This window comes from Garicola koreensis (assembly GCF_014195445.1).
In the GTDB taxonomy this organism is placed as follows: domain Bacteria; phylum Actinomycetota; class Actinomycetes; order Actinomycetales; family Micrococcaceae; genus Nesterenkonia; species Nesterenkonia koreensis.
In genome coordinates this window covers 21,750-47,526 of sequence record NZ_JACIBT010000001.1, presented here as the reverse complement: position 1 = coordinate 47,526, position 25,777 = coordinate 21,750, and the positions used below count along the sequence as shown (strand labels likewise).

Annotated in this window: 22 protein-coding genes and 1 pseudogene; 9 read left to right on the top strand and 14 right to left on the bottom strand. The window is 64.9% G+C overall.

Annotation, left to right across the window (positions count from 1 at the left end):
• Positions 1–118 precede the first annotated feature (118 nt).
• Positions 119–3,619: an indolepyruvate ferredoxin oxidoreductase family protein gene (locus tag FHX47_RS00230; protein WP_183356903.1), complete on the top strand. Its 3,501-nt coding sequence runs from the start codon at positions 119–121 to the stop codon at positions 3,617–3,619.
• A 73-nt stretch (positions 3,620–3,692) separates the two neighbouring features.
• Here the strand turns inward: FHX47_RS00230 and FHX47_RS00225 are convergent, their stop codons facing one another.
• From FHX47_RS00225 to FHX47_RS00215, 3 genes are read right to left on the bottom strand one after another with little or no spacing between them, the layout of a single operon-like run.
• Positions 3,693–4,856, bottom strand: a complete 1,164-nt coding sequence (locus tag FHX47_RS00225; protein WP_183356902.1) for an acyl-CoA dehydrogenase family protein — start codon at positions 4,854–4,856, stop codon at positions 3,693–3,695.
• The gene (locus FHX47_RS00220) at positions 4,853–6,907 is read right to left on the bottom strand and encodes an acetyl/propionyl/methylcrotonyl-CoA carboxylase subunit alpha (RefSeq protein WP_183356901.1); all 2,055 of its coding nucleotides are present in this window, start codon (positions 6,905–6,907) and stop codon (positions 4,853–4,855) included. The genes FHX47_RS00225 and FHX47_RS00220 overlap by 4 nt, the downstream gene beginning before the upstream one ends.
• A gap of 9 nt (positions 6,908–6,916) precedes the next feature.
• Positions 6,917–8,512 carry a carboxyl transferase domain-containing protein gene (locus FHX47_RS00215; protein ID WP_425484893.1) on the bottom strand — a complete coding sequence of 532 codons (1,596 nt, stop codon included), beginning with the start codon at positions 8,510–8,512 and terminating at the stop codon, positions 6,917–6,919.
• A 102-nt stretch (positions 8,513–8,614) separates the two neighbouring features.
• On the opposite strand from FHX47_RS00215, the gene FHX47_RS00210 reads away from it, so the two are divergent.
• Positions 8,615–9,250, top strand: coding sequence for a TetR family transcriptional regulator (locus tag FHX47_RS00210; RefSeq protein ID WP_183356900.1), 636 nt, complete (start codon positions 8,615–8,617; stop codon positions 9,248–9,250).
• A 42-nt stretch (positions 9,251–9,292) separates the two neighbouring features.
• Here the strand turns inward: FHX47_RS00210 and FHX47_RS00205 are convergent, their stop codons facing one another.
• Positions 9,293–10,726 (bottom strand): class II fumarate hydratase, encoded by a 1,434-nt coding sequence (locus FHX47_RS00205; RefSeq protein ID WP_183356899.1) that lies wholly within the window; start codon positions 10,724–10,726, stop codon positions 9,293–9,295.
• A 113-nt stretch (positions 10,727–10,839) separates the two neighbouring features.
• Here FHX47_RS00205 and FHX47_RS00200 point away from each other — a divergent pair, with 113 nt between their 5' ends.
• Complete coding sequence (locus FHX47_RS00200) at positions 10,840–11,505, top strand: rhomboid family intramembrane serine protease (protein ID WP_183356898.1); 666 nt, start codon at positions 10,840–10,842, stop codon at positions 11,503–11,505.
• Here FHX47_RS00200 and phoH2 read toward each other — a convergent pair.
• On the bottom strand, positions 11,502–12,800 hold the full coding sequence (gene phoH2, locus FHX47_RS00195) for an RNA 5'-3' helicase PhoH2 (RefSeq protein WP_343064308.1): 1,299 nt from the start codon (positions 12,798–12,800) through the stop codon (positions 11,502–11,504). The genes FHX47_RS00200 and phoH2 overlap by 4 nt on opposite strands.
• A gap of 304 nt (positions 12,801–13,104) precedes the next feature.
• Positions 13,105–14,004, bottom strand: a complete 900-nt coding sequence (uppS, locus tag FHX47_RS00190) for a polyprenyl diphosphate synthase (protein WP_183356897.1) — start codon at positions 14,002–14,004, stop codon at positions 13,105–13,107.
• 262 nt (positions 14,005–14,266) lie between these two features.
• On the opposite strand from uppS, the gene trhA reads away from it, so the two are divergent.
• Entirely contained in the window at positions 14,267–14,878 is a 612-nt protein-coding gene (gene trhA, locus FHX47_RS00185) for a PAQR family membrane homeostasis protein TrhA (RefSeq protein WP_246327920.1), read from the top strand.
• Between the two features lie 164 nt (positions 14,879–15,042).
• Here the strand turns inward: trhA and FHX47_RS00180 are convergent, their stop codons facing one another.
• Together FHX47_RS00180 and mca are read right to left on the bottom strand one after the other, a co-directional pair.
• On the bottom strand, positions 15,043–15,441 hold the full coding sequence (locus FHX47_RS00180) for a hypothetical protein (RefSeq protein WP_183356895.1): 399 nt from the start codon (positions 15,439–15,441) through the stop codon (positions 15,043–15,045).
• 46 nt (positions 15,442–15,487) lie between these two features.
• Complete coding sequence (mca, locus tag FHX47_RS00175; protein ID WP_183356894.1) at positions 15,488–16,474, bottom strand: mycothiol conjugate amidase Mca; 987 nt, start codon at positions 16,472–16,474, stop codon at positions 15,488–15,490.
• Positions 16,475–16,495: 21 nt separating this feature from the next.
• On the opposite strand from mca, the gene FHX47_RS00170 reads away from it, so the two are divergent.
• A complete protein-coding gene (locus FHX47_RS00170) occupies positions 16,496–16,936 on the top strand; it encodes a DUF4307 domain-containing protein (RefSeq protein ID WP_183356893.1) in 441 nt (146 codons plus the stop codon).
• Positions 16,937–17,164: 228 nt separating this feature from the next.
• Entirely contained in the window at positions 17,165–17,668 is a 504-nt protein-coding gene (greA, locus tag FHX47_RS00165) for a transcription elongation factor GreA (protein WP_183357782.1), read from the top strand.
• A 19-nt stretch (positions 17,669–17,687) separates the two neighbouring features.
• On the opposite strand, the gene ilvA is transcribed toward greA, so the two are convergent.
• From ilvA to FHX47_RS00150, 3 genes are all read right to left on the bottom strand, one after another.
• Positions 17,688–18,968: a threonine ammonia-lyase gene (gene ilvA / locus FHX47_RS00160; RefSeq protein ID WP_183356892.1), complete on the bottom strand. Its 1,281-nt coding sequence runs from the start codon at positions 18,966–18,968 to the stop codon at positions 17,688–17,690.
• 2 nt (positions 18,969–18,970) lie between these two features.
• Positions 18,971–20,509 carry an AI-2E family transporter gene (locus FHX47_RS00155; RefSeq protein ID WP_246327878.1) on the bottom strand — a complete coding sequence of 513 codons (1,539 nt, stop codon included), beginning with the start codon at positions 20,507–20,509 and terminating at the stop codon, positions 18,971–18,973.
• 106 nt (positions 20,510–20,615) lie between these two features.
• Positions 20,616–21,464, bottom strand: coding sequence for a Bax inhibitor-1/YccA family protein (locus FHX47_RS00150; protein WP_246327877.1), 849 nt, complete (start codon positions 21,462–21,464; stop codon positions 20,616–20,618).
• 223 nt (positions 21,465–21,687) lie between these two features.
• Here FHX47_RS00150 and FHX47_RS00145 point away from each other — a divergent pair, with 223 nt between their 5' ends.
• From FHX47_RS00145 to FHX47_RS11085, 3 genes and pseudogenes are all read left to right on the top strand, one after another.
• Positions 21,688–22,305 carry a biotin transporter BioY gene (locus FHX47_RS00145; RefSeq protein ID WP_183356890.1) on the top strand — a complete coding sequence of 206 codons (618 nt, stop codon included), beginning with the start codon at positions 21,688–21,690 and terminating at the stop codon, positions 22,303–22,305.
• An 11-nt stretch (positions 22,306–22,316) separates the two neighbouring features.
• Complete coding sequence (locus tag FHX47_RS00140; RefSeq protein WP_183356889.1) at positions 22,317–22,946, top strand: energy-coupling factor transporter transmembrane component T family protein; 630 nt, start codon at positions 22,317–22,319, stop codon at positions 22,944–22,946.
• Positions 22,947–23,001: 55 nt separating this feature from the next.
• Positions 23,002–23,292 (top strand): annotated as a pseudogene (locus FHX47_RS11085) (virulence activator alpha C-terminal domain-containing protein); the annotation flags it as partial.
• Positions 23,293–23,481: 189 nt separating this feature from the next.
• Here the strand turns inward: FHX47_RS11085 and FHX47_RS10705 are convergent.
• The 3 genes from FHX47_RS10705 to FHX47_RS00125 are packed head-to-tail and all read right to left on the bottom strand — an operon-like array spanning position 23,482 to position 25,659.
• Positions 23,482–24,303, bottom strand: a complete 822-nt coding sequence (locus tag FHX47_RS10705) for a hypothetical protein (RefSeq protein WP_246327876.1) — start codon at positions 24,301–24,303, stop codon at positions 23,482–23,484.
• A 4-nt stretch (positions 24,304–24,307) separates the two neighbouring features.
• The gene (locus FHX47_RS00130; protein ID WP_183356887.1) at positions 24,308–25,201 is read right to left on the bottom strand and encodes an ABC transporter ATP-binding protein; all 894 of its coding nucleotides are present in this window, start codon (positions 25,199–25,201) and stop codon (positions 24,308–24,310) included.
• Positions 25,198–25,659, bottom strand: a complete 462-nt coding sequence (locus tag FHX47_RS00125) for an ATP-binding cassette domain-containing protein (RefSeq protein WP_183356886.1) — start codon at positions 25,657–25,659, stop codon at positions 25,198–25,200. The genes FHX47_RS00130 and FHX47_RS00125 overlap by 4 nt, the downstream gene beginning before the upstream one ends.
• Positions 25,660–25,777 lie beyond the last annotated feature (118 nt).

Below are 25,777 nucleotides of genomic sequence, written 5' to 3'. Positions count from 1 at the left end.
GACAAAACGTGCTGTGACTAGTCCAATGGCCCAGTTCAAAGCAGCGGTCATTGAATCTTTGGCTCAGAGAACACCATGATGGGGATCACAATGACGCACCTGCGACCCAAGGCCTGACATGACTCTCGAACTGCAGAATCCGTCACAACCGGCTCCCACCCCGTTGGAGTCGCGCTATACGGATAATTCCGGAATCGTCCAGCTCACCGGCATCCAAGCGCTGACTCGGCTGCCGGTGGACCAGCATCGGCGCGACCGGGCCACCGGGCTGAACGTCGGCACCTACATCTCCGGATACGAGGGCTCCCCGTTGGCCGGCTACGACCTGGAGCTGGCCCGGCACCGCGAGCTGCTCGACGACAACGACATCCACCACCGCCCCGGACTCAATGAAGAGTCCGGCGCCACCGCCATCCAGGGGACCCAACTGGTCCAGACCCTGGAGGGCGCCACCCGGGACGGCGTCGTCGGGATCTGGTACGGCAAGGCCCCCGGCCTGGACCGGGCCGCTGACGCGCTGCGCCACGGCAACCTGATGGGCGCCCATCCCAACGGCGGCGCAGTCGTGCTGGTCGGTGATGATCCGGCCGCGAAATCCTCCACGGTGCCCTGCGCCTCCGAGCTGGCCCTAGCAGATCTGGGCATGCCGGTGCTCTACCCCGCTGACAGCCAAGAGGTTCTGGAGATGGGCCAGCACGCGGTGGAACTCTCCCGGGCCAGCGGGCTGTGGGTGGGGATGAAGATCGTCACCGCAGTGGCCGACGGGTCCTCCAGCGTAGACCTGCACTCTGTGGCACAGCAGCCTCGGCCCCGCATCCCGCAGGGGGCGAAGAAGCACGTCCCCACCGGTCGGCTGCTGCAGCCGACGCTGGGTCCGCTGGAGCGCGATATGGTCACCACCCGATGGAGGATCGCACGCGAGTACGGCGCCCTCAACGGGCTGAACACGATCGTCGGGGCCTCCGACAGCGACTCGCTGGGCATCGTCGCTCCCGGACGCACCTGGCATGAGGTCATCGCCGCGCTGGGCCGGCACGGCATCGACCTCAGCACGCTGAGCTCCACACCCGTCCGGCTGCTCAAAGTCGGTATGCCCTGGCCCATGGATGAAGCGACCATCGCGGAGTTCGCCGACGGGCTCGATGAGGTCCTGGTCATTGAGGAGAAGCGCTCCTTCATCGAATCTGCAGTGCGCGACGCGCTCTACGGCACCGCTGAGGCTCCGCTGATCACCGGCAAGCGAAACAGCGACGGCGCCGAGCTGATCCCGGCCTACGGGGAGCTGGACGCCTCCACCCTGGAGCGTCTGCTGGCTCGGAGGCTGCCCTCCCACGGGCTGAGCACCGCCGCCGTCGACGTCTCTCCGGGCTCGCCCAACGGCCGTCTGTCACTGCCGCTGACCCCGGCGGCGAAGCGGGCTCCCTACTTCTGCTCCGGCTGCCCGCACAACTCCTCCACCAAGCCTGCCGAGAGTGACTCACTGGTGGGCGCGGGCATCGGCTGCCACACCATGGTTCTGCTGATGGATGACTCCCAGGTGGGTCACGTCACCGGCATCAGCCAGATGGGAGGCGAGGGCCTGCAGTGGGTGGGCATGGAACCGTTCATCGACCGCGACCACTTCGTGCAGAACATCGGCGACGGCACCTTCGACCATTCCGGGTCCCTGGCGGTGCGCGCCGCAGTGGCCAGCGGGGCCAACATCACCTATAAGGTCCTCTACAACTCAGCGGTCGCCATGACCGGCGGCCAGAGTCCAGTGGGAGAAATGTCGGTGGAGCGGGTGCTGAAGGTGCTTCAGGCCGAGAACGTCTCCCGCATCATTGTCACCACCGAAGACCCGAAGCGCTACCGCGGCAGAAAACTGCCCCGCGGAGTGCAGCTCTGGCACCGGGACCGGATGGAGGAGGCCCAGCGAACCCTGGCCGAGACTCCCGGCGTCACCGTGCTGCTGCACGACCAGGAGTGCTCCACAGAGCTGCGGCGCAAGCGCAAGCGCGGCACTGCTGAGACCCCCACCACTCGCATCGCCATCAATGAGCGGATCTGCGAAGGCTGCGGCGACTGCGGGGTGAAGTCCAACTGCCTCTCCGTGCAGCCGGTGGACACCGACCTGGGACGCAAAACCCGGATTCACCAGACCTCCTGCAACTTTGACTACAGCTGCGTCAAAGGTGATTGCCCCGCCTTCATCAGTGTCGAATCCACCGGTCAGGAAGCGACGGTCACCGCCGCCCCGCCGCTGGAGGAGGACGACCTGCCCGCACCGCCGAAGGGTGAGCCGAAGGAGGATTTCGGCGTCCGGATGACCGGAGTGGGCGGCACCGGTGTGGTCACCAGCTCCCAGATTCTGGCCACCGCCGGACTGCTGGCAGGGTGGTATGCCCGTTCTCTGGATCAGACCGGCCTGGCGCAGAAGGGCGGGGCCGTCGTCTCCGATGTGCGCTTCACCCGAGGCGGCGCACCGACGTCGAATAAGCTCATCGACGGCGAGTGCGACCTCTATTTGGGCTACGACGTGCTGGTGGCCGCTGAGGAGGCCAATCTCAGTGCAGTCTCCGGGCAGCGGACCACCGCAGTGATCAACACCGCCCTGGTGCCCACCGGGCATATGGTCGCTGATGCATCAATCGACTCTCCCGACACCGAGCAGCTCAGTCAGGATGTGGCCCAACGTGCCGCCTCCTCCTCCGTTGCGCTGAACGCGGCCCAGCTGGTCCGGGAACTCTTCGGAAACGACCAGTACCTGAACACCTTCATGATCGGTGTCGCGTATCAGACCGGGGCGCTGCCGATTGCGGCATCAGCCATCGAGGAGGCGATCCAGCTCAACGGAGCTGCAGTGGAGTCCAATGTGCAGGCCTTCAGACGCGGGCGGCAGCACATTGCTGACCCGCAGGCGCTGATGGCAGCTGCCGCGGAGGCGGTCGGCAGCACTGATTCAACCAGCAGATCTGAGCTGCAGGACCCGTGGGCGCAGCTGCCCGGAGAGTCCGAGCTGCAGCGGCTGCTCCGCACCCGTGCCGATGACCTGGTCGGATACCAGGATGAGAAGTACGCCCAGCAGTACCGGCAGGTCGTTGAAGAAGTCCGTGACCGTGAGGAGCTGGTGAGCCCGGGGCGCACTGATCTGGCCGAAGCTGCCGCGCGCTATCTCTACAAGCTCATGGCCTATAAGGACGAGTACGAGGTCGCTCGGCTCGCCCTGGATGCGCAGATGGATGAGCAGATCGCCCAGGACTTCGGCCGCGATGCTAAGACAACCTGGCATCTGCATCCACCGATGCTGCGCGAGTTGGGCATGGACCGCAAGATCAAGCTTGGCAGCTGGTTCCGCCCGGCCTTCTCCACGCTGAAGCGAATGAAGAGGCTGCGCGGCACACCGTTGGATCCCTTCGGCCGTGCCCATGTGCGTGTGCTGGAACGTGAGCTGATCAGCGAGTACCGGCAGCTGGTCGACTACGTGCTGGCCAAGCTGACCGAACAGAATCACGCTCAGGCGGTGACGCTGCTGTCGCTGCCGGACATGGTGCGCGGCTATGAGTCAATCAAGCTGGACAACGTGGAGCGGTACCGGCAGGAGAAGTCCGCCCAGCTGGCGCAGTTCGACGCAGTCTGAGGACCAGGCTGAAACTCAGCTCAAGGATCGGCGGAGCCGGGGAGTCTGCGACCTCCGGCTCCGCGTCCGCGCCTCAGACCATTCCCAGCGAGCGTGCGATCAGCATCAGCTGCACCTCAGTGGTGCCCTCGCCGACCTCCAGAATCTTGGAGTCGCGGTAGTGCCGGGCCACGGTGTACTCGTTGATGAATCCGTAGCCGCCGAAGACCTGGGTGGCGTCGCGGGCATTGTCCATGGCGGCCTCCCCGGCGATCAGCTTGGCCATAGCGGCCTCCGTCTTGAAGGGCTTGCCGGCCAGCATCAGGTGGGCAGCGTGGTAGTAGGCCTGCCTGGCGGCGTGTGCCCGTGTCTGCATGCGCGCGATCTTGAAGGAGATGCCCTGGTAGGAGCTGATCGCTGAGCCGAAGGTCCGGCGACTTGTGGCGTACTCCACGGCCTGGTCCACGCACCCCTGAGCCGCCCCGGTGCCCAGAGCGGCAATGGCGATCCGTCCCTCGTCGAGAATGCCCAGGAAGTTGGCATAGCCGCGGCCGCGGTCTCCCAGCAGGTTCGCCTCCGGCACGCGGCAGTCGGTGAACGAGAGTGGATGGGTGTCCGAGGCGTTCCAGCCGACTTTGTCGTAGCCGGGGCCCACATGGAAGCCAGGGGTCCCGGAAGGCACGATGATCGTGGAGATCTCCTTCTTGACTCCGCCCTGGGCCGTCTCCGTGGTGCCGGTGACCGCGGTTGCCGTCACCAGCGAGGTGATGTCCGTGCCGGAGTTGGTGATGAACTCCTTGGTGCCCTCGAGCACCCAGTCCCCGTTGTCCAGCCGGGCCGTCGTCGCCGTACCGGAGGCGTCAGAGCCCGCGTCAGACTCCGTCAGCCCGAAACCCGCCAGGCGCTTGCCGGAGAGCAGATCTGGCAGCCACTGCTCTTTCTGCTCCCGGGTGCCGTACCGGTTGATCGGCATTGAGCCCAGCCCGACGCCGGCTTCTAAGGTGATGGCCACCGATTGGTCGACCTTCGCGATCTCCTCCAGGGCCAGGCAGAAGGCCAAGTAGTCGCCGTCCTCGCCCCCATACTCCTCCGAGAAGGGCAGACCGAAGAGGCCCATCTGGCCCATCTGGTCGATGACCTCATAGGGAAAGCTGTGTTCGGCGTCGTGCTTGGCTGAGACCGGGGCGATGACCTGGTTGGCGAAGTCCCGGACCGATTCAGCCAGTGCCTGGTGCTCATCGGATAGCAGCTGTGTCATGACTCGTCCTTACTGTTGTCTTCGGTGCTCGCCTCAACTGTGGCCAGCACCTGGCCGAGCGAGACTTGGTCCCCCACGGCCACGTTGATTCGAGCAGTGCCCTCTGACAGGGCGGTCAGGCGGTGTTCCATCTTCATCGCCTCGATGGTCACCAGCAGGTCCCCGACAGTGACCTCGGCACCTGAGGCAACCTCCACGGCGACCACGGTGCCGGGCATCGGCGCGGTCACCTCTGGTACGGCGTCGACGAGCTCCGCCTCGATCTCTGCCAGCTGCCGGTGGGTCTGGGCCTCTGCGTCGAGCACGGTGAACATGCCCGTGAAGTCCTCAGCAGTGACCCAGACCTCTGCTCCGGTCCGGCTGCGGGTGCCCAGGCTGATGTGCACCGGGATGCTGCGGTGCTCGGTCTGCAGCTCCCACTGGCCGCAGCCGGAGCCCGGCAGCAGCGCAGCGGCACCGTCAACGGGGACCTCAAACTGGTCGGTCGTCGCTCCGGTGCGGCTGCAGGTGACGCTGAAGGTCGGGGTGTGCCCCGTGCCGGGGCGCCACCCGTCGCTCTGCCACGCGGCGGGGCCCTGTACTGGAGGGTGGAACGGTGCTGGAGGGTGGGACTGCGCGGCAGCGTCCGGCAGCAGCCCCCTCTGCTGGGCGAGGAACAGTGCGGCTGCGGCTGCGTGGTGCTGCTGCGGCACCGGGAAGTCCAGATCGGGCAGCTTGCGCTCGATCATCGTGGTGTCCATCGTCCCGGCCCGCACATCAGAGTCTGCGGTCAGCTGCCGCAGATAGGAGATGTTGGTGCTCAGCCCGTGCACCACAGTGCCGCCCAGGGCCCGGTGGAGCCGGGAGAACGCCTGGTCCCGGTCAGCGCCGGCGGCGATGACTTTGGCAAGCATCGGGTCGTAGTCGGTGCCGATCACCTGGTGCTCGCGCATACCGGAATCGACCCGGATGCCTGGGCCGTGCGGCTCGCTGAGGCCCAGGACCGTTCCTGCACTGGGCAGAAAATCAGCCTGGGGGTCCTCCGCGTAGATGCGGGCTTCGACGCTGTGTCCGCTCAGGGCGACGTCGTCCTGCGTCATCCTCAGCGGCTGGCCGGCGGCGATGCGCAGCTGCTGCTCCACCAGATCGATGCCGGTGATCTCTTCGGTCACCGGGTGTTCGACCTGCAGCCGGGTGTTCATCTCCATGAAGTAGAACTTCTGCGGCTCCTGGTCGGAGACGAGGAACTCGACTGTTCCCGCGCCGCGGTAGTCCACACTCGCGGCAGTGTCGCAGGCCGCTTGGCCGATGCGGGCTCGGGTCTCTTCGTCCAGCAGTGCAGAGGGTGCCTCTTCGATGATTTTCTGGTGCCTGCGCTGCAGCGAGCATTCGCGCTCCCCCAAGTGGATGACGCTGCCGTAGGAGTCTGCGAGGATTTGGACTTCGATATGCCGCGGAGTGCGGATGAGCTGCTCGATGAACAGGGTGTCATCGCCGAAGGCGGCTTTGGCCACCCGCCGGGCGGTGATCAGGGTCTCTGCTAAGTCCTGCGGATCCTCGACGACGTGCATGCCTTTGCCGCCGCCTCCGGCCGAGGGCTTGATCAGCACCGGGAAGGTCATCGTCGCCGCGGCTGCCACAAGCTGCTCGTCGCTCAGCCCAGGTTCGCTGGTCCCCTCGACCATGGGCACACCCGCGGCGGCGACGTGGTTCTTCGATCGGATCTTATCGCCCATGACCTCCAGGGCGTGCTCCTCGGGGCCGATGAAGGTGATCCCGGCTGCCGCGCAGGCTCGGGCGAACTCTACGTTCTCAGAGAGGAACCCGTAGCCGGGGTGGATCGCTTCGGCACCTGTTTCTGCGGCCGCATCGATGATGGCCTCGATGTTCAGATAGGAGCGTGCGGCAGCGGCTGGCCCCACACAGACCGCACGATCTGCCATCGCAACGTGTTTGGCCTGCGCGTCAGCCTCGGAGTAGATCGCAACGGAGGCGATGCCCATACTTTTCAGGGTGGTGATGATGCGGCAGGCGATCTCACCGCGGTTGGCGACTAGGACAGTGCTGAACATGACGACCTCCTACATCCGGAACAGGCCGAAGCCAGTGTCGGGCAGCGGCACGGAGGCACAGGTCTGCAGGGCCATACCCAGCACCCGCCGGGTATCGGCAGGGTCGATCACCCCGTCGTCCCACAGCCGCGCTGTGGAGTAGTAGGGCTGGCCCTGCGCCTCGTACTTCTGCCGAATGGGCTCTTTGAAGGACTCTTCCTCCTGCGCCGTCCACTGCTGGTCGGCGGCCTCCATCTGGTCCCGCTTGACCGTTGCCAGCACCGAGGAGGCCTGGGTGCCGCCCATCACCGAGATGCGCGCATTGGGCCACATGAACAAAAATCGTGGAGAGTAGGCGCGACCACACATCGAGTAGTTTCCTGCCCCGAAGGAGCCGCCGATGATCAGCGTGATCTTCGGGACCCTGGTGCTGGCCACCGCGGTGACCATCTTGGCGCCGTTCTTGGCGATGCCGCCAGCCTCATAGTCGCGGCCGACCATGAATCCTGAGATGTTCTGCAGAAAGAGCAGCGGGATCCCGCGCTGATCGCACAGTTCGATGAAGTGTGCCCCCTTCAGCGAGGACTCGGAGAACAGGATCCCGTTGTTCGCCACAATTCCCACGGGGTGACCGTCAATATGGGCGAAACCGGTGACCAGAGTGGTCCCGTAGTCGCGTTTGAACTCATGGAAGACGCTGTCATCAACGATGCGTGCGATCACCTCCCTGACCTCGAAGGCCAAGTTCACATCCTGTGGGATGAGCCCGTAGAGCTCCTCAGCCTCCTGCTGGGGAGGCAGCGGGGCCTGCACCTGCCATGCGCTGTGCTGCGGGGCAGGCAGTGTTGCCACAATGTCGCGCAGAATCTGCAGGGCGTGGTCGTCGTTCTCCGCGATATGGTCGGCCACCCCGGATTCGGCCGTGTGCACCTTGGCACCGCCGAGCTCCTCGGCGGTGACCACCTCCCCGGTGGCCGCTTTCACTAAGGGTGGGCCGCCCAGGAAGATCGTTCCTTGGTTGCGCACGATGACCGACTCATCGCTCATCGCCGGAACGTAGGCGCCGCCGGCGGTGCAGGAGCCCAGCACGGCGGCAATCTGGGGGATCTTCTTCGCTGAGAGGTTGGCCTGGTTGTAGAAGATGCGGCCGAAGTGGTCCTGGTCCGGGAAGACCTCGTCCTGCATCGGCAGGAATGCTCCGCCGGAGTCGACCAGGTAGATGCAGGGAAGGTGGTTCTCCTCGGCGATCTGCTGGGCGCGCAGGTGCTTTTTGACGGTCATCGGGAAGTAGGTGCCGCCTTTGACCGTCGAATCGTTGCAGACGACCATGACCCGGCGCCCGTGCACCAGGCCGATTCCGGTGATGATGCCGGCACCGGGTGCGGCGTCGTCATACATCTGGTGGGCGGCCAGCGCGGCGATCTCCAGGAAGGGGCTGCCCTCGTCCAGCAGCCGGTTCACCCGGTCCCGAGGCAGCATCCGCCCCCGGTCGATGTGCCGTTGACGGGCCTTCTGTGATCCGCCGCGCGAGACGGAGTCGAGGTGGCGCCTCAGCTCCTCAACCAGCTCTCGGTTGACCTGCGCATTTGATTGGAAATCCGCAGAATGCGGATCCGCTTGGCTCAGCAGTGACTCCAAATCTGCCTCTCCTGTCACTGGTGCACTCGAATTTGAGTTAATATCGACTAACTGAAACTAAGATAGTGGTGGTGATCACATTTGTCCAGCGTGAGAGATGAACATGCCGGGTCCAAACCCAAGACGCGGCGTCAGGCGGAGAAGGAGCAGCGGTACCGGGATCTTGTGGAGACTGCCGGCCTGCTTTTCGGCACCCGTGGCTTTGCCGCGGTGACCCTGGATGACATTGGTCGTGAAGTCGGCGTCTCCGGGCAGGCGATCTACCGGCACTTCAGAGGAAAGCAGGACCTGCTGGGCAAACTGCTGCTGGGAGTCAGCGCCACCCTTCTGGAGGGCGGTCGCCGGATTCAGGCCGAGCACCCGCAGCTCAACGACCGGATCGAGAGTCTCATCGGTTTCCATACGGCATTCGCCCTGGCCAGCCCAGAGGTCATCCGCGTGCAGGAGCAGGAGATGCCGCAGCTGCTTGAGGCAGACCGTCGAGATGTTCGGCGCCTGCAGCGTGAGTACATCGAGATTTGGCGTACGGCCATCGGTGAAATCCACCCCACGATCAGCCCCGTGGAGCTGCGCACCCGGGTGCACGGGGTCTTTGGACTGATCAACTCCACTGTGCGCTCGATGAAGCGCTCCCCACAGCAGTCGCCCGCCTCACCGGAGGTCGCTGACATCGCGCCGACGCTTCATGCCATGGCGCGCGCCGCGCTCGACTGCCGGGTGACCTGAGGCCACCCGGGACGGCGGTGCGGGATCTACACTGTGCAGGTTTTACACCGTGGGGTTGGGGTGGGTCATCGACATCACGTCCAGACCGGAGTCGAGCTGCTCCTCGGTGAGCTCGCCGCGCTCCAGGTAGCCCAGCTCGATGACCGCGTCACGGACTGTGACTTTGTTCTTCACCGCATGTTTGGCGATCTCTGCGGCGGCCTCGTAGCCGATGTATTTGTTCAGCGGGGTCACCACCGATGGTGAGGCGCCGGCGAGGAAGGCGCTGCGTTCGACGTTGGCGCTCAGGCCCTTGATCATTTTGTCTGCCATCACCCGGCTGGTGTTGCTCAGCAGCCGTACTGACTCCAGCAGGTTCTGTGCCATCACCGGGATCCCGACGTTGAGCTCGAAGGCGCCGTTGGTGGAGGACAGTGCCACCGTGGTGTCGTTGCCGATCACTTGGGCGCAGACCTGGATGGCCGACTCGCAGATCACCGGGTTGACCTTGCCCGGCATGATGGAGGATCCGGGCTGCAGGTCGGGGATGTTGATCTCGCCCAGGCCGGTGTTGGGCCCGGAGCCCATCCACCGCAGGTCGTTGTTGATCTTCATCAGTGAGTAGGCGATATTGCGCAGCTGCCCGGAGGCCTCCACCAGGCCGTCGCGGTTGGCCTGGGCCTCAAAGTGGTCGCGGGCCTCCGTCAGCGGCAGGCCGGTGTCCGCCGCCAAATGGGCAATGGCCTTCTCTGCGAAGCCCAGCGGCGTGTTGATGCCGGTGCCCACTGCTGTGCCGCCCAGCGGAACCTCAGCGACCCGCGGCAGGGAAGAGTCGACGCGTTCGATCCCGTAGCGGACCTGGGCGGCGTAGCCGGAGAACTCCTGCCCCAGGGTCACCGGTGTGGCATCCATCAGGTGGGTGCGTCCGGCCTTCACAACATCTGCGAATTCTCCGGACTTCTCCTCCAGGGCGGAGGCCAGGTGAGCCAGGGCCGGTTTGAGGTCGTTGACCAGCGCGTTGGTCGCGGCCACGTGCACCGAGGTCGGGAACACGTCGTTGGAGGACTGGGAGGCGTTGACGTGGTCGTTGGGGTGGACTTCGGCGTCCAGGCCCTTCTCCTGCAGCCAGGTGTTGGCCAAGGTGGCCAGCACCTCGTTGGTGTTCATGTTTGAGGAGGTGCCGGAGCCGGTCTGGAACACGTCGATGGGGAAATGCTCGTCCAGGTCCCCGGACTCCACCTGCCCGGCGGCGACGACGATCGCCTCAGCCAGGTCGGCCTCCAGCACGCCCAATTCGGCGTTGGCTTGGGCAGCGGCCTTCTTCACCTGTGCAAGGGCCTGAATGTGGGTTCGTTCCAGAGTGCGCCCGGAGATCGGGAAGTTCTCCACTGCCCGCTGCGTCTGGGCGCGGTAGAGTGCGCGGGCCGGCACCTTCACCTCGCCCATGGTGTCGTGCTCGATACGGTAGTCGGTCTCACCTGATGTCTGCTCAGTCATAACCCCCATCCTATGGACTGGCGGTGGCGGTGCACCAGTATGACGACGGATCAGGGGTGATTCAGGGTGGGCTCAGGGCCCATCGGCCTCTGGGCTTCCGTAGCATGGGAGGCATGAGCGAATCTGGAGACTCTCTGGGATCCATCGGCCAGGACATGGTTGCCGGGGTGAAGCGCAGGTTCATTCCTGTGCTGCTGCCGCTGGCAGCCATGTGGGTGCTGTTCCTGATTTCCTTTGCTGTGGGCAACTGGTTCAACCGGACTCTGGCGCTGGAGGCGCGCAGCCTCTCCGGGCTCGTGGGGATCATCTTTATGCCCCTGCTGCACGGCGGCTTCGGCCATCTTATCGGCAACACGGTGTCCTGGTTGGTGCTGGGCGGAATGACCTCCATGCTGACCAGGCGGTTCACCCAGGTCATGGTGATGCTCTGGCTGCTCTCCGGAGCGATTCTCTGGCTGATCGGCACCCCGTGGATCTGCCATGCCCCGGAAGGCAGCAGCTGCGTGGTCAATCATGTGGGCGCCTCCGCAGTCATCTACGGGTTCGCAGCGTTCATCATCACCTTCGGAATTCTTGCCCGGCGAGTGCTGCCCATCCTGTTCGCGATCTTCGTCGCCTTCGCCTACGGCATCTCCATGCTGGTGGGCATGCTCCCGGTCACCCCGGGAGTCTCCTGGTCAGGCCACCTCGCCGGCGGGGTCGCCGGGGTCGCCGTCGCCTTCTTCCTCACCCGGGAGGCCAGGGCCCAACGCAGCGGCACGCCGCAGATCGAGCACTAGCCCTCCTCGAGCAGCTCAGTGACCAGCGCGGCGATCCGGCTGCGCTCGGACCGGGTCAGGGTGATGTGGCCGAAGAGCGGGTTGTCCTTCAGGATCTCGACCACCGCTCCGACGCCGTCGTGGCGTCCCACCCGCAGGTTGTCCCGCTGGGCGACGTCGTGGGTGAGCACGATCTTGGAGTTCTGTCCCATCCTCGACATCACGGTGAGCAGCACGTTCTTCTCCAGGGACTGAGCCTCATCGACGATCACCCAGGCATCGTGAAGGCTGCGTCCGCGGATATGGGTCAGCGGCAGCACCTCCAGCAGACCGCGGGCCACCACCTCCTCCAGCACGTTCTCGCTGACCACCGCACCCAGGGTGTCGAAGACGGCCTGGCCCCACGGGTTCATTTTTTCGGCCTCACTGCCGGGCAGGTACCCCAGCTCCTGGCCACCGACGGCGTAGAGCGGCCTGAAGACGATGATCTTCTTGTGCTCACGGCGCTCCAGCACCGCTTCCAGGCCGGCGCACAGTGCCAGCGCCGATTTGCCGGTGCCGGCCCGGCCGCCCATGGAGACGATGCCGACCTCGCGGTCCAGCAGCATGTCGATGGCCAGACGCTGCTCGGCCGAGCGGCCGTGGAGTCCGAAGACGCCCCGGTCCCCGCGCACCACCTGCACGTACTTCTGCGAGGCGGCATCGATCTTGACCCGGCCCAAGGCCGAGCCGTGCCCGGAGGAGATGACCAGTCCGGTGTTGGTGGGCAGGTCCTCGGCCGCATCGACGTCGACGCGTTCGCCCTCGTACAGCTCGGAGATCTGGTCTTCGGTGGCGCTGATCTGGGCCAGACCGGTCCACCCGGAGTCGGTGACCCATTCGTTGCGGTACTCATCGGCGGTCAGCCCCATGGCCGAGGCCTTCACCCGCATGGGCAGGTCCTTGGAGACCACGGTGACGTCGCGCCCCTCATCGGCGAAGCTCTTGGCGACCGCCAGAATGCGCGAGTCGTTGTCTCCGTGGCGGAAGCCCGCCGGAAGCACGCCCTCGTCGATGTGGTTGAGCTCCACCAGCAGGTGCCCGCCGGCATCGTTGAGCGGGATCTGTTGGTTCAGCGAACCGTAGCTGAGCCGGAACTCGTCCAGCAGCCGCAATGCCGAGCGCGCGTAGTAGCCCAGCTCGGAGTCGTGGCGCTTGTTCTCCAGCTCGGAGATCACCACGATCGGGATGATGACCTCATGCTCAGCGAAGCGCAGCGCGGCCTTCGGGTCGGAGAGCAGCACCGAGGTGTCCAGCACATAGGACTTCTGGGCCACTGCGGAGGCGACCTCGGAGTCGAGTTCCTCAGTGACGGTGTGGGTAGTGTTCAAAGAAGCCACAGTTTCTCCAGACCGGGGACCGCGGCTGGACTCAGCCAGTCCTCACATCGATACGCGGATGGTGGTCGGTCGGCCCGCGGCCAGGGTGGCGGCCAGGGACCGTACCGGCCCCTGCTGCCACTGGGCATAGACGTTGGGCCTTCCGGTCAGTGTTCTGACACTCCCAATCTAGGCAATGCAGGCGTCGTTTCCCGGCAGAAACGCTCAACGGAAGATGTCGGTCTGATGAACAGCTGCTGAATCAGGAACCGTAGCGGCGCTGGCGCTGCCCGTAGTCGCGCAGAGCGCGGATGAAGTCCACCCGGCGGAAGTCGGGCCAGAGTGCTTCGCAGAAGTAGAACTCGGAGTAGACCGACTGCCACATGAGGAACCCGGAGAGCCGCTGCTCACCGGAGGTGCGGATGATCAGGTCCGGGTCGGGCTGCCCGCGGGTGTACAACCAGGATGAGATCGAGCCTGGGGTCAGCTCCTCGGCGACCTCGTCCAACGTGGCTCCGCGCTCCTCAGCCTCGCGCAGCAGCGCCTTGACCGCGTCGACGATCTCCTGGCGCCCGCCGTAGCCGACGGCGACGTTGACGTGGATCGCTGGTGCTTCCTGGGTCCTGCCGACCTTTCCGGCGATCCGGCGCAGCGACCCGGTGGCCGTGGAGACCACCCCGGACGACGATTCGGCAGCAGGTTCCTGGGCAGCGGCGTCGTCAGCGGCGTCGTCGTCGGTGGTCAGTGCGCGCAGCCGCGAAGCCAGCGCCTGCGGAAGCAGCTCCGGCTGGCCCACGGGATGGACCCGCACCGCGCCACCGTTGGGCCGCGACTCGGCCAGCCGGTCGAGGGTGTCGGCGATGATCTCCATCAGCTGCTCCAGCTCTTCGGCCGAGCGGTTCATGTTGTCGGTGGAGAGCATATAGAGCGTCACTGTGGGCACCCCGAGCTCTGCGCACCAGCCGATGAACTCCACGATCTTATCCGCCCCGGCCAGGTGTCCGTCAGCGGTAGAGGAGTCGGCGAGCTTGGCCCAGCGCCGGTTGCCGTCGACCACCACCCCGATGTGGGCGGGCATGCGGTCATGGCGCAGATCACGCTGCAGCTGCCGCTCATAGAGCCGATAGGCCAGCGTGCTGAGGCCTGGAACCTTCAGCGCCATTGCGCTCCTCTCTGCCGGGCGGCCCAACTGATCGTGGAATTCCACTGTATGTGACGCGGCTCCCTGGTGAGGACCCGGAGCACCCTGGTGAGGAGCCGGAACAGTGTTACCGGAGCGTCACTATACTGGGAGCATGGTCCATGCTGACGTCGACCCCGCAGGGGACCCCACAGAGCATGCTCGGGCAGGCAGTGAGCAGCCCACCGGCGGCACGGCCGCGCCGAACCGGCTCTTTGACACCGACGTGACGCTCAAACCGCGGATGCGCGGCTGGCTGCACGCCGGAATGGTTCCGCTGGCCCTGGCGGCCGGCATCGTCGTCGTCGTCCTGGCGCCTGGCACCGCGCTCACGGTCGCCTCGGCGATCTATGCGATCACCGGGCTGCTGCTGTTTGCGGTGTCAGCGACCTATCACCTGGGAACGTGGTCACCGCGGACGGCTCGGGTGCTCAAACGCCTGGACCACACCAATATTCTGCTGATCATTGCCGGGACCTACACTCCGGTGACCTTGGCGCTGCTGCCGGAACCCAGAGACGTGATTCTGCTGACCAGCGTCTGGTTCGGCGCCATCGGCGGTGTCGCCTTCCGGCTGCTCTGGACTGACGCGCCGAGGTGGCTGTACACGATCTTCTACATTGTGCTGGGCCTGGCGGCGGTGGTGTTCATGGGCGACTTCTTTGCCGCCAGCATTCCGGCCGCGGTGCTGCTGTGTGTGGGCGGGGCCGCCTACATCACCGGCGCGGTGTTCTACGCGATGAAGCGGCCGAACATCTCCCTGCAGTGGTTCGGCTTCCACGAGCTCTTCCACGCATGCACACTGGCGGGCTTCATCTGTCACTACATCGCCATCATGTTTGCCCTGCTGGCCTAATCCAGCTCGGCCAACGCTGAGGCAACCGAGGGGCGCTTGGGGACCGATCAGATCACTGGCAGGTGAGGAAGCTGGCGCTGCTGCCGAGGGCTTCGCAGAGCTGAGACGGTTGGCCATGGCGTCCACGCTACCGGCCGGTGCCGCAGGGCGTCTTCGCGCCAAGCTCAGGAGCGGGGCTTCTCCGGGTCTGCGTGATCGTCCTCATCGGAAGTCTGCGAGGCGGCGCCGGGGCCGAAGCGGGCCTCGGCGGCGGCGGTGCGAGCGTGCTGCTGGGACTCGGAAATACCGGCCGGAACGATCTCGCCGGGGAACTCAGCCTCTTCGCCGGAGGCCTCCGCATCCATCTGATTGTGGTACTTCATCCGGCGCATGCGCTTGGCCATGTCGCGGACCACCAGAATCGCCAGTCCCACCATGAGCGCGGTGAAGAGAAAGCCCAGAATCCCGGGCGTGATATCAGATTCCTCCAGCCCGGGTCGCAGATCCGGGGTCTCTCCTCCCCCACCGCCGCCGGGCCACCAATTGGTCAGGGCGGGGAGTATAGCCGCAAACGAAGAAGTCACAGGCTCAGTCTACCGCCGATTGCCTCCGGTGCAGAAGCGGGACCGTTCAGTCGCGCAGCCCTGCGAAGAGGTCGTCCTCGGGAAGCTCGGTGTGCACCGCCGAGTCCACCAGCACGTAGTCGTCGTAGGGCCATACCTCGCGCAGAAAGTCGTTGGGAGTGGCGAAGAAGAAGCCCTCCGGGTCCACTTGGGTGCGGTGGGCGCGCAGTGCGGCGTCGCGCTTTTCGAAGAAGTCGCCCACCGGGACCTTTGTGGTGACCTCGTGGGTGGTCAGCCAGTCCGGCCGGTCGCCCTGTTCGAAGCGCAGCAGACGCTCCTCATAGGGGGATTCGATGCCAGCTTCCACCAGCGCCTCGTGGAGCGCCCGCAGCCTGCCGGGGTTGAACGCTCGGTCGTAGTAGAGCTTCTGCGGCGCCCACGGCTGCCCGCACTCGGGGTACTTCTGCGGATCTCCAGCTGCGTGGTAGGCCTCGACGGTGATGCGGTGACTCATGATGTGATCCGGGTGCGGATAGCCTCCGGACTCGTCATAGCCGGTGACGACATGGGGTTTGAAGGCCCGGATGAGTCGTACCAGCGGTGCGGCGGCCTGTTCCAGCTCCAGGGTGCCGAAGCTGCCGAACGGCAGCGGCGGCATGGGATCTCCCTGCGGCAGGCCGGAGTCGACGAAGCCCAGCCAGGCGTGGCTGACTCCCAGGGTTTCAGCCGCGTTCTTCATCTCGGTGCGGCGCAGCCCGGTCATGTCGCGGTGACATTGGGCGGTGTCTGCGGCGGGGTTGAGCAGGTCTCCGCGTTCGCCCCCGGTTGCGGTGGCGACCATGATCTCGGCGCCGGCGTCGGCGTAGGCAGCCATCATCGCCGCACCCTTTGAGGCTTCGTCGTCGGGGTGTGCGTGGACTGCCAGCAGCCGCAGTCCAGTGGAGTCCGGCAGCTTCTGCGGCGCCTGCGGCGCTCTGCTCTGCAGCTCATCAGCAGCTTTGGCTGCTCGTGGGTCGGCAGCGGGAACAGTGCCGGGAAACGTCTCTTTGGCCATAACCACATAGACTAGTCTCTGATGCCCGTCTCTGAACCAATCGGTCCCACTGAGTCTGATTCCGCACTTGCCGATCGCTATGGTCCGGCACGTCGGAAACCGTCCCGAACTGCCCAGAAGTGGGCAATCATCGCAGCCCTAGCGGCTGCCGTGGCCGTCGTCGCGTGGTTCACGGTGAATCTCACATCAGAGACGCTGGACTATGAGGACGTCGGCTACACCATCGAATCCGATACCCGTGCCTCCGTGGAGTATGAAGTCACCAAGGATTTCGACGCCACTGCTCAGTGCATGCTTCACGTTCTCGACGATTCCTACGCCGTCGTCGGTTCTCGGATTGTGACGATCGGCCCGCACGAAGGAACAACAGCTGATGAGCGCAGCCAGTACTTCCGCAGCGACCTGCGCACCGAGCACCTCGGGGTCACCGGTATTGTGGAATCGTGCTGGCTGCTGGACTGAGGGCGCACCCCAAGCACACTGATCCAGCTGCGGCGCTGCGACCTCACCCGGCCGGCGGCCTGTTCACAGTGGGCATAAACCTCCGGAATCTTTGAGATTCGGGCACGGCTCGGACTAACATGTTCAAACACGCAACAAACCCCGCCAGGGACTGTCCCGGCGGGGTCTCTGTTTAGGTCGGCATCTTTGACGCCGTGCGACCTCAAGACCTCGAAGGAGACGATCATCGTGTCAGCCAACACCCCAGAACTCGACGCGAACACCGAGTGGCTGAGCCAGGAAGCCTACGATCGCCTCTCTGCGGAGCTGCAGCACCTGAAGGGCCCCGGCCGCCAGGCGATCATCGACAGCATCGCCGCCGCCCGCGATGAAGGGGATCTGAAGGAGAACGGCGGCTACCACGCCGCCAAGGAGGAGCAGGGCAAGGCCGAGGCTCGGATCACCTACCTCTCCCGGCTGCTGGAGAACGCCTCCGTCGGCGAGGCCCCACAGGGCGACGGCACGGTGCGACCCGGTATGCGGGTCAAGGCCAAGGTCGCCGGACGCGAGATGGAGTTCATCTTCGGCAACCGCGAGATCGCCGGAGACACCGACCTGTCGGTCTACTCCGACTCCTCACCCATGGGTGAGGCGATCAGCGGCGCCAAGGCCGGCGACAAGGTGACCTACCAGGCGCCCAACGGCAGCGATATCACCGTGGAGATCGTCGACGCCGAGCCCTACACCGGCTGACAGGCGCGTCCGGGTTCGATCAGTTCCGCACCAGAGGTTCGTAGCCCTCGGCCCGCAGTGCGTTGAGCACCAGGGAGGAATGCTCCTGGCCCTTGGTCTCCAAGTTGATCACGATCGACACGTCCCCCATGGACAGCTCTCCGCCGATGCGGGAGTGGTCGACGCCGATCACGTTGGCGTCGCTGTCGGCGATGATCTTAGAGATCTGCGCCAGTTCGCCGGGTCGGTCCTTGAGCATGATTTTGAAGGTGAGGAACCGATCGGCCGCGGAGAGGCCGTGCTGGATGACTCGCAGCATCAGCATCGGGTCGATGTTACCGCCGGAGAGCACCGCGACGACGTTCTTGGTGGAGACGTTGAGCTCGGCGAGCTTGTCCTCCATCAGGGCGGCGACTCCGACCGCTCCGGCCGGCTCGACGACCATCTTGGAGCGTTCCATCAGAAAGATCAGCGCCTTGGCGATCGCGTCTTCGCTGACCGTGACGACTTCGTCAACCAGCTCTTTGATGATCTCGAAGGGGATCTCACCGGGGCGGCCCACAGCGATTCCGTCGGCGATGGTGCGTACCCCCTGCAGCGGCACCAGAGCATCAGCGGCCAGCGACGGCGGGTAGGCTGCGGCGTTCTCCGCCTGCACACCGATGAGGGTGATTCTGCGTCCGCGGCGTGCGGCCTCCTGCTTCAGCGCCACTGCTGCGCCGGCCAGCAGCCCTCCCCCGCCGATGCCCATGACCACGGTGTCCACCTCAGGCTGCTGGTCTAGGATCTCCAGGCCGATGGTCCCCTGGCCGGCGACCACATCGGTGTTGTTGAAGGGGTGGATGAACACTGCACCGGTCTCCTCGGAGCACCGTTGAGCCTCCGCCAGGGCCTCATCCACATTGGAGCCGTGCAGCATGACTTCAGCCCCGTGGTCGCGCGTGGCCGCCAGCTTCGGCAGTGCGACCCCGCGGGGCATGAAGATTTTGGCTCTGATGCCCAGCTTCTTGGCCGCCAGGGCCACACCCTGAGCGTGGTTGCCGGCCGAGGCGGCGACCACACCGTGTGCCCGCTCATCGTCGCTGAGCCGTGCCATGCGAACATAGGCTCCGCGGACCTTGAACGATCCGGCCCGCTGCAGGTTCTCTGCTTTCAGGTGCACGGTGGCATCCAGCATGCGCCCCAGTGCCCGGGAGTGCTCCATCGGGGTGTGGACGATGACGTCGTTCAGCAGCTCCTGGGCCGCACGAATGTCCTGAAGCTGAACGCTGAGCCCACGGCCTGGGATCTCGGGGTGTTCATCAGCGGTGGCTGCGGTCATGCTCAGCGTTCCCTCTTCTCATCGTGGTGATCTGCATCGGCTGCCGGCTTGGGCGCGGGCACAGCAGCTTCGGCCTCCGGGGTCTTCGGGTCTTCAGCAGAACCGCCCTCAGCGGGATCCTGCGCCCGACGCGCAAACGGCGATCTCCTCGGGTCCAGTCCCGGGATGGTGTCGAAGATTCGTTCTTTCAGTGTGGCCAGGTTAGCTTGTTCCTCGGCTTCGTGCTGCTCTCTGCGGGCCGCGCGTTTCAGCCTCTCCTCCTGCAGCTCTCGCTCCATCTGCAGAGCTGTGCGGTCTGCGCGCCATTCCTCCTCGGTGAGGTACTTGGTGGCGCGGATGATGAATGCCAGGACCGGCACTGCGAACAGCGCACCGGCGATACCCATCAGCGTGCTGCCGGCGGTGATGGCCAAGATCACTGCCAGCGGATGGAGCTTAATGGCCTTGCCCATCACGATCGGCTGCAGAACGTTTGATTCCAGCTGCTGAACCAGCAGCACCACACCAAGCATCAGAAGAGCCGTGACGAAATCGTGAGCGACCCAGGCCAGCAGAACCGCGATCGCGCCGGTCACGAAGGCGCCGACGATGGGAATGAACCCTCCGAAGAACACCAGCACAGCAATGGGCAGCACAAGCGGGACATCAAGCAACCAAGCTCCCAGCCCGATGCCCACAGAATCGACGAAAGCGACGAACACCTGGACCCGCATATAGGTGCCCACTGCTGTCCACCCGCGTCGGCCGGCCCCGTGGATCGCCGGGCGGTGCTTCGACGGAGCGAAGACCAGCACGAACTCCCAGATTCGGCGCCCATCGGAGAGGAAGAAGATCAGGGTGAACAGCATCAGCACCGTGCCGACGCTGACATTGGTCGCGGCTGAGCTGAAGCCCACCGCCGAGGACATGATGGTGTCCTGATTCTGCTGGACCCAACCGACCAGCTCCTCCAGTGCTTGGTTGAACTGGTCGGCGGAAATGTCGAATCCAAGCTGCTGAGCTGTCTGGTCGGCCCAATCAATGAGTCCAAAGATGCCAGACATGACCTGGTCCGCCATCTGAGCAAAGCCCTGGATCAGCTCGCTTCCGACCAGATAGAGGATCCCAAAGACCGCCGTGAGCATCACCGCGATCGAGGACAAGGCGGCCAGCAGGCGGGGGAACTTCAGCTTCAGAAAACCATTGTGCAGCGGTCGTAGGAGGGTGGAGAGCAGAGCGGCGATCATCAGCGGAATGATGAGCAGCAGCAGGAACCCGAGCAGCCAGACAGCCACACCGATGGCGATCAGGATGATGATGGCCCTCCACGACCAGGCTGCCGCGATGCGCACGCCCCAGGGGATGTCCGCCTGGATGCGCTGTTCCTCAGCCATGGCTGGGGTCTCAGGCGGCCGCGGGTCATCGGCGTGCGGGGCGACTGGAACGCTTGCGCCCGCAGCTGCTTCGGGAAGATCTCCTTCTGCGGTGCTCGCCGGGACCTCAGAAGCGGGGTTCGGTGAGTTGTCCGCCGATCCGCTGCCTGGTGTCTGATCGGTGCTCATGGGCTATATCCTGCCATTGATTAGCTGGAGTTCTGAAGAAAAGAACGGACCCGCCGTCACCCTCAGGTGTTCGGCGGGTCCGTTCTTCTGATTCAGTCCAGTGCTGTCACTCAGCCAGTGATCGGAGAATGACGATAACCCGCAGGATCTCCACGTAGAGCCAGACGAGGGAGACCGTCAGACCGAAGGCCGCCGCCCAGCCGTACTTCTGCTCCACGCCTGCGTCCACACCCTCCTGGATGTTGGTGAAGTCCAGCACCAGTGAGTAGGTGGCCAGCAGGATCGCGAAGGCTCCGATGGCCACGCCGAGCCAACCGCCGCGCATGCCGAACATGCCGATGTCGGTGAAAATCATCAGGCCCAAGTTGAGCAGGCTGAACACTGCGTAGGCGATCAGCGCGGTGAAGAACATCTTGTTGAGTTTGGGGGTGGCGCGGACCTTTCCGGACTTGAACAGCGCCAGCACGGTGCCGAACACGACCAGCGTGGCGGTAACGGCCTGGACGGCGACGCCCGGGAATTGGACCTCCAGGACCCAGGTGAGCGCCCCGAGGAAGAAGCCCTGCGTGGCGGAGTAGGCCAGGATCAGGCCGGGGTTGGGCTCCCGCCGGAAAGCGTTGACGAGGCCGAGCACCAGCCCGGCGAGCACCGCCACCAGCGCCAGACCCATGGCCGCCCCCGGCATCAGTGTGGCCAGTGTGACGGCGGCCCCGGCGCCGACCAGCAGCACGGCGAAGCTGGTGACCGACTTACGGATGACGTCGTCGTAGGTCATGGCCACACCCTGGGAGCCGGCGGCCCCGGGCATGTTGTACTGCTGCTGCAGCTGCTCATTGCCGGGCACACCGTGCTGCTGGGCGTAGGTCCGCTCCTGACGAGGCATTTCGCGCACTGACCCGGCGTCGGAGTTCATGTAGAAGCGGCGCCGCTTGTCCGCGTTGAACTGGTCGGGCATGGCACCAGAGTTGAATACTGGATTGCTTGATCTGCCGAACTGTGTGGCCATTATCGTTAAGCTCTCCTTGTCAGGGTCCTCTTGGGGCGGATCCGTCGATTCTGTACAGTCTAACCGCTCACGGTTGGAGTTTATGCCTCAGAGCCCTCAGGTGAGCCGGCCGGATTCACTTGTAGGAACCATCCAACAGACCACCGCACCGGACTCGCTTAGGATCAAGACCATGACCAACTCCGAAACGGAGACCGACGCGCCGCGGCAGGGCGGCTCCGGTCGTCGCAGATCAGCACCCTCAGTCGGCTCCGCTGCCCGCAACATTTCCCAGATGGCGATATTCGCCGCACTGGTGGCGGTGCTGGGTCAGGTGGCGGCCATTCCGGTCGGACCGGTGCCGATCACCCTGCAGACCCTGGGTGTCATGCTGACCGGGGCCGTGCTGGGCCCCTGGCGCGGTGCCGGCGCCATGCTGCTGCTGAACGCGCTGACTGCCGCAGGTATGCCGCTGATGTCCCAAGGCTCCGGTGGTCTTGGTGTCTATGCCGGTCCGACGGCGGGCTTTGCCCTGGGGTTCATCCCCGGTGCCCTGGTGATCGGTCTCATCATTCAACACCGGTGGCCGCTGAGCTGGTGGCGCACCATCGTCGGGGTACTCCTCGGGGCAGCCGTGATCTACGCCTGCGGGATTCCTGTAATGGCCTACCAGTTGGGCATCAGCCTGCAGCAGGCCCTTGGGGTGAATCTGATCTTCCTGCCCGGTGATGGGCTCAAGGCAGCCATGACAGTGGGGATCACGCATTCGCTGGCGCGAGCCTACCCGGCGGCGTTTACTGGTAGGCGGTAGGACGCCCAGCGATGATTCCGCTCTACAGCCCAGGGACCTCTGCTCTGCACCGGGCTCCGGCCGGCGCAAAGCTTGTGGCACTGGTGGCGGTCGGCCTGGCTGTCAGCATCTGGCGCGACTCTGCGTGGGTGGCTGCCGGGGCATGGGCGATGGTGCTCTGCGGATACATGCTCGCCTTTCGGAGGTGGCGCGGAGCCGCCGCGCTGCTGAGTCGACTCTGGGCGCTGAAATGGCTGGCACTGCTGATCGCGGTGCCGCAGCTGATCTTCGTGCCTGCACCGGAGGCGGTCATCACCTCGGCGCGGATTCTGGCAGTGGTGATGCTGGCTGGGCTGTTCACACTCACCACCCGGGTCACTGCGGTGATGGAGCTGGTTCTTCTCGGGTTCCGCCCGGTGGAGCGGCTGGGGTTCGGTCGGCTGGGCCTCACTGCAGAACGCGTGGCACTGGCCATGTCGTTGACGATGACGGCGATTCCCACGGTGTTCGGATTCTACGGAGACATTCGTGAAGCCAGGCGCGCACGGGGGGCCAAGCAGGGGCCCGGTGCCGTGGTCTCCACCACAACTGCGCTGCTGGTGATGACGCTGAAGCACGCTGAGGAGACCGCGGAGGCCCTGGTCGCCCGCGGCGTGCGCTAGTAAGCACCGTCATCGCGCATACCCCACTTGTCCCACTACAAGGCCCGCACTCATCGTGCTTGGTAGTCGTTGCCTGCCAGGACACCAATGTACGTCTGTCAGAAAAGATGCACCGCCGACGTCGAAGAACCCTGGAGAACGAAGGCTTCACCCGAGAGGAAGGTGCGCCTACTTGAGGGGCTGGTGCGCGGTTCGGGATACATCGCCTCTCCAGACACAGTCGACTCGCGACCACTTCTTGGCGCGGCTGTTCTTCGCACCCAGAATGCCGATAGATGAGATACGGAAACTGCTGGACGCCCGCCGGCGGGAAGTGAGCGAGCAGCTGCGGGCGTTGGAACCGATCAGTATTGCCGATGCCGCGCCGGAGATAGTCACCGAGGTGGAGCATGCCCATCCGATTGGCCACGCTGGCCAATGGCATGCCTCACGCCAGGACAGAGATCGACTGGCTAAACGCCACCGAACAACAGCTGGAAGGGGCCACGGCATGAGCCATCTTGTTTCGGCGTCCTCGGCCCCCTTTCCTTACGATTCAGGCGTCGTGTTTCTTGAATACGGGCCAGGCGACCAACGTCAGTCCCAGCGCCCATACCGCAGTGCCGAGCATCCCCTGGGTGATGGCCCACCCACTCTGATCCGGGTTGGGCAGATGGGAGGCAGATAGCGCCTCCAGGACATGGATCATCGGCGTATTCATGGCAAGCGCCTCAGCGACCGGCCGCAATTGCTCAGGGACGTACATGCCGGCGACGAGGAAGGCCATCGGAAGAATTACCAGCACTCCGATGAACAGTAGAATACCGGCCGAAGAGCGGCGCACCAGAGTGGTCAGCCCGAAGGAGATCGTGGCCAACAGTGCCGATCCAATGATGGCCAGAGGCACCGCCACCAGGACCCAACCCGTCGGACCAGGTCCGTGTGTCAGAAGGCTCAGTCCGCAGAGGATCAGCGCCACGGCGGAGGACGTCCCAGCGGCGACTGTGGCATAGCCGACTGCTCGTGCGATGTAGAGGCGGCCGCGTCGCGGCACCAGGCCCAGGGCCAGGCTGATCTGGCCCTGGCTGTCCCTGCCCACGGTGAAGACTGTGGCCAGCGCAATAATGAACGCGCTGACCCCGACGCCGAGCTCCACCGCGAGGACGTTGAAGTGCCCACCAATGCTCTCGGCCAACGTGGCGTCGAGGAGCAGCATCAGGCCGCCGATCCCAGTGCCGATCACCAAAGCGGCCAGTAAGGTCCCCCGCATGCCGCCGCGACGCAGATGTCGGGCGATCTCTGCCCGCGAAACTGTGGTCAGGCTCTGGGCAACAGCCTGCTGACTGCACTCCGTGGTCTGTTCCGTAGTGGTCGTCATCGGATCAGTGCCTCGTATCCCGGGTCTGGAGCACGCTGAAGTAGGTGTCTTCAAGGGAACTCCTCTGCCTCGTCAGGTGGGTGAGCCCCACGCCGGCCCCCACCAGAACAGCGGCCAAGCCGTCGGGGGACGAGCCCATTACCATCATGCCGTTCTGCTGCGCCTGGACTTCCAGCCCTTGGTCTTGAACAGCACGCTCCGCGGCCGAGTCATCAGTGGTCTCCACATAGACCGGAGCCTGCGGCTCCGCAGCAATGAATTCGGCGATGGACCCCTGTGCCGCGATCCGGCCGGAATCGATCATCACCACCTGGTCAGCTATCGCCCCCAACTCCCGCATGTGGTGCGAGGAGAGGATGACGCACACCCCGGCCTGGGCGGCCGAGAGCACGAAGTCGCGGAACCAACGGATACCGTCGGGGTCCAGCCCGTTGGCCGGTTCATCGAGTATCAGATGTGAGGGCTCACCGACCGTGGCCGCACCGATGCCCAGCCTCTGGCGCATACCGAGGGAGAATGATTTGACCTTCTTATTCGCGACCTCGGCAAGACCGACCTCGTGCAGCAGCCGCTGTGCGCGCGTCCGCCGTAATCCCTGGGTGTCACAGATGTACTCAAGAAAGCCGCGGGCCGTCATGGCCCCCGGGATGCCCTCGGCAGACAGAAAGAGCCCCAAATGGTGTGCAGGACGCTCGGCCTGCGCGAAAGTCATCGCTCCGATCTGCACCTGACCCTCGCTCGGTTGGGTCATCCCGGCCGCGATCCGCAGGGTGGTGGTCTTTCCGGCACCGTTAGGACCGACGAAACCTGTGATGGCGCCGTCGGGCGCCTCGAAGGAGACTCTGTCCAGGACAGTACTGTCTCCGTATCTCTTTGTGACGTCATCGATGCGGATCATGGTGTGATCTTCTTTCTCCTGCGTGAAGAAGCGATATATTCTCCACAACGGGTGGCGGCCAGTTCGACTGTGCGCAATCCGTGATCCTCAGGACCACGGCGCTGAGTGTCTTTGGCATCCCTGCAGAACAATGGGCAGTAGAACAATCTGTGTTCCAACGTGATGCCGTGAGGGTCCGGAGCCACCAAGAAGCCGTGGACCTTTACCAACTCCACCTCGCGTCGGGCAGGCTGCCGACTTGGCGAAGCGGGGGCCGAGTCCCTGTAATTGTGTCCGTCGAACTGTACCCGCCCGCTATCGGGAGGGGCCAACCTTAGCGCGGTCCGCATCGTGGTCCTCTTGCCCGCGCCGTACGGCCCCACGAACCCGGTGATGCTGCCATCACCGACGGTGAACGACACATCGCGCAGCACAGGTCGATGCACCATCGTCTTGGCGGCGTTCTCATTCGTGATCATGCACCCAGTCTTGCCGGGACACACCGCGGGCCACATCGGACGATGCGTCGCCTTGGGTCATCCTTTTGGCCACATCCTTCGGCCGAACGGTCGTGGCAGTCCACGCGACACGGTCCAT

Coding starts and splice junctions, on each gene's coding strand:
- ilvA (WP_183356892.1), bottom strand. CDS start 18,968: ATGACCGCAGCCACCGCTGATGAACACCCCGAGATCCCAGGCCGTGGG.
- FHX47_RS00205 (WP_183356899.1), bottom strand. CDS start 10,726: ATGACTGAGCAGACATCAGGTGAGACCGACTACCGTATCGAGCACGAC.
- FHX47_RS00220 (WP_183356901.1), bottom strand. CDS start 6,907: ATGTTCAGCACTGTCCTAGTCGCCAACCGCGGTGAGATCGCCTGCCGC.
- FHX47_RS00200 (WP_183356898.1), top strand. CDS start 10,840: ATGAGCGAATCTGGAGACTCTCTGGGATCCATCGGCCAGGACATGGTT.
- FHX47_RS00145 (WP_183356890.1), top strand. CDS start 21,688: ATGACCAACTCCGAAACGGAGACCGACGCGCCGCGGCAGGGCGGCTCC.
- FHX47_RS00155 (WP_246327878.1), bottom strand. CDS start 20,509: ATGAGCACCGATCAGACACCAGGCAGCGGATCGGCGGACAACTCACCG.
- FHX47_RS00230 (WP_183356903.1), top strand. CDS start 119: ATGACTCTCGAACTGCAGAATCCGTCACAACCGGCTCCCACCCCGTTG.
- FHX47_RS00130 (WP_183356887.1), bottom strand. CDS start 25,201: ATGATCCGCATCGATGACGTCACAAAGAGATACGGAGACAGTACTGTC.
- FHX47_RS00140 (WP_183356889.1), top strand. CDS start 22,317: ATGATTCCGCTCTACAGCCCAGGGACCTCTGCTCTGCACCGGGCTCCG.
- trhA (WP_246327920.1), top strand. CDS start 14,267: ATGCGCGGCTGGCTGCACGCCGGAATGGTTCCGCTGGCCCTGGCGGCC.
- FHX47_RS00225 (WP_183356902.1), bottom strand. CDS start 4,856: ATGACACAGCTGCTATCCGATGAGCACCAGGCACTGGCTGAATCGGTC.
- FHX47_RS00125 (WP_183356886.1), bottom strand. CDS start 25,659: ATGATCACGAATGAGAACGCCGCCAAGACGATGGTGCATCGACCTGTG.
- FHX47_RS10705 (WP_246327876.1), bottom strand. CDS start 24,303: ATGACGACCACTACGGAACAGACCACGGAGTGCAGTCAGCAGGCTGTT.
- uppS (WP_183356897.1), bottom strand. CDS start 14,004: ATGGCGCTGAAGGTTCCAGGCCTCAGCACGCTGGCCTATCGGCTCTAT.
- FHX47_RS00150 (WP_246327877.1), bottom strand. CDS start 21,464: ATGCCCGACCAGTTCAACGCGGACAAGCGGCGCCGCTTCTACATGAAC.
- mca (WP_183356894.1), bottom strand. CDS start 16,474: ATGGCCAAAGAGACGTTTCCCGGCACTGTTCCCGCTGCCGACCCACGA.
- FHX47_RS00170 (WP_183356893.1), top strand. CDS start 16,496: ATGCCCGTCTCTGAACCAATCGGTCCCACTGAGTCTGATTCCGCACTT.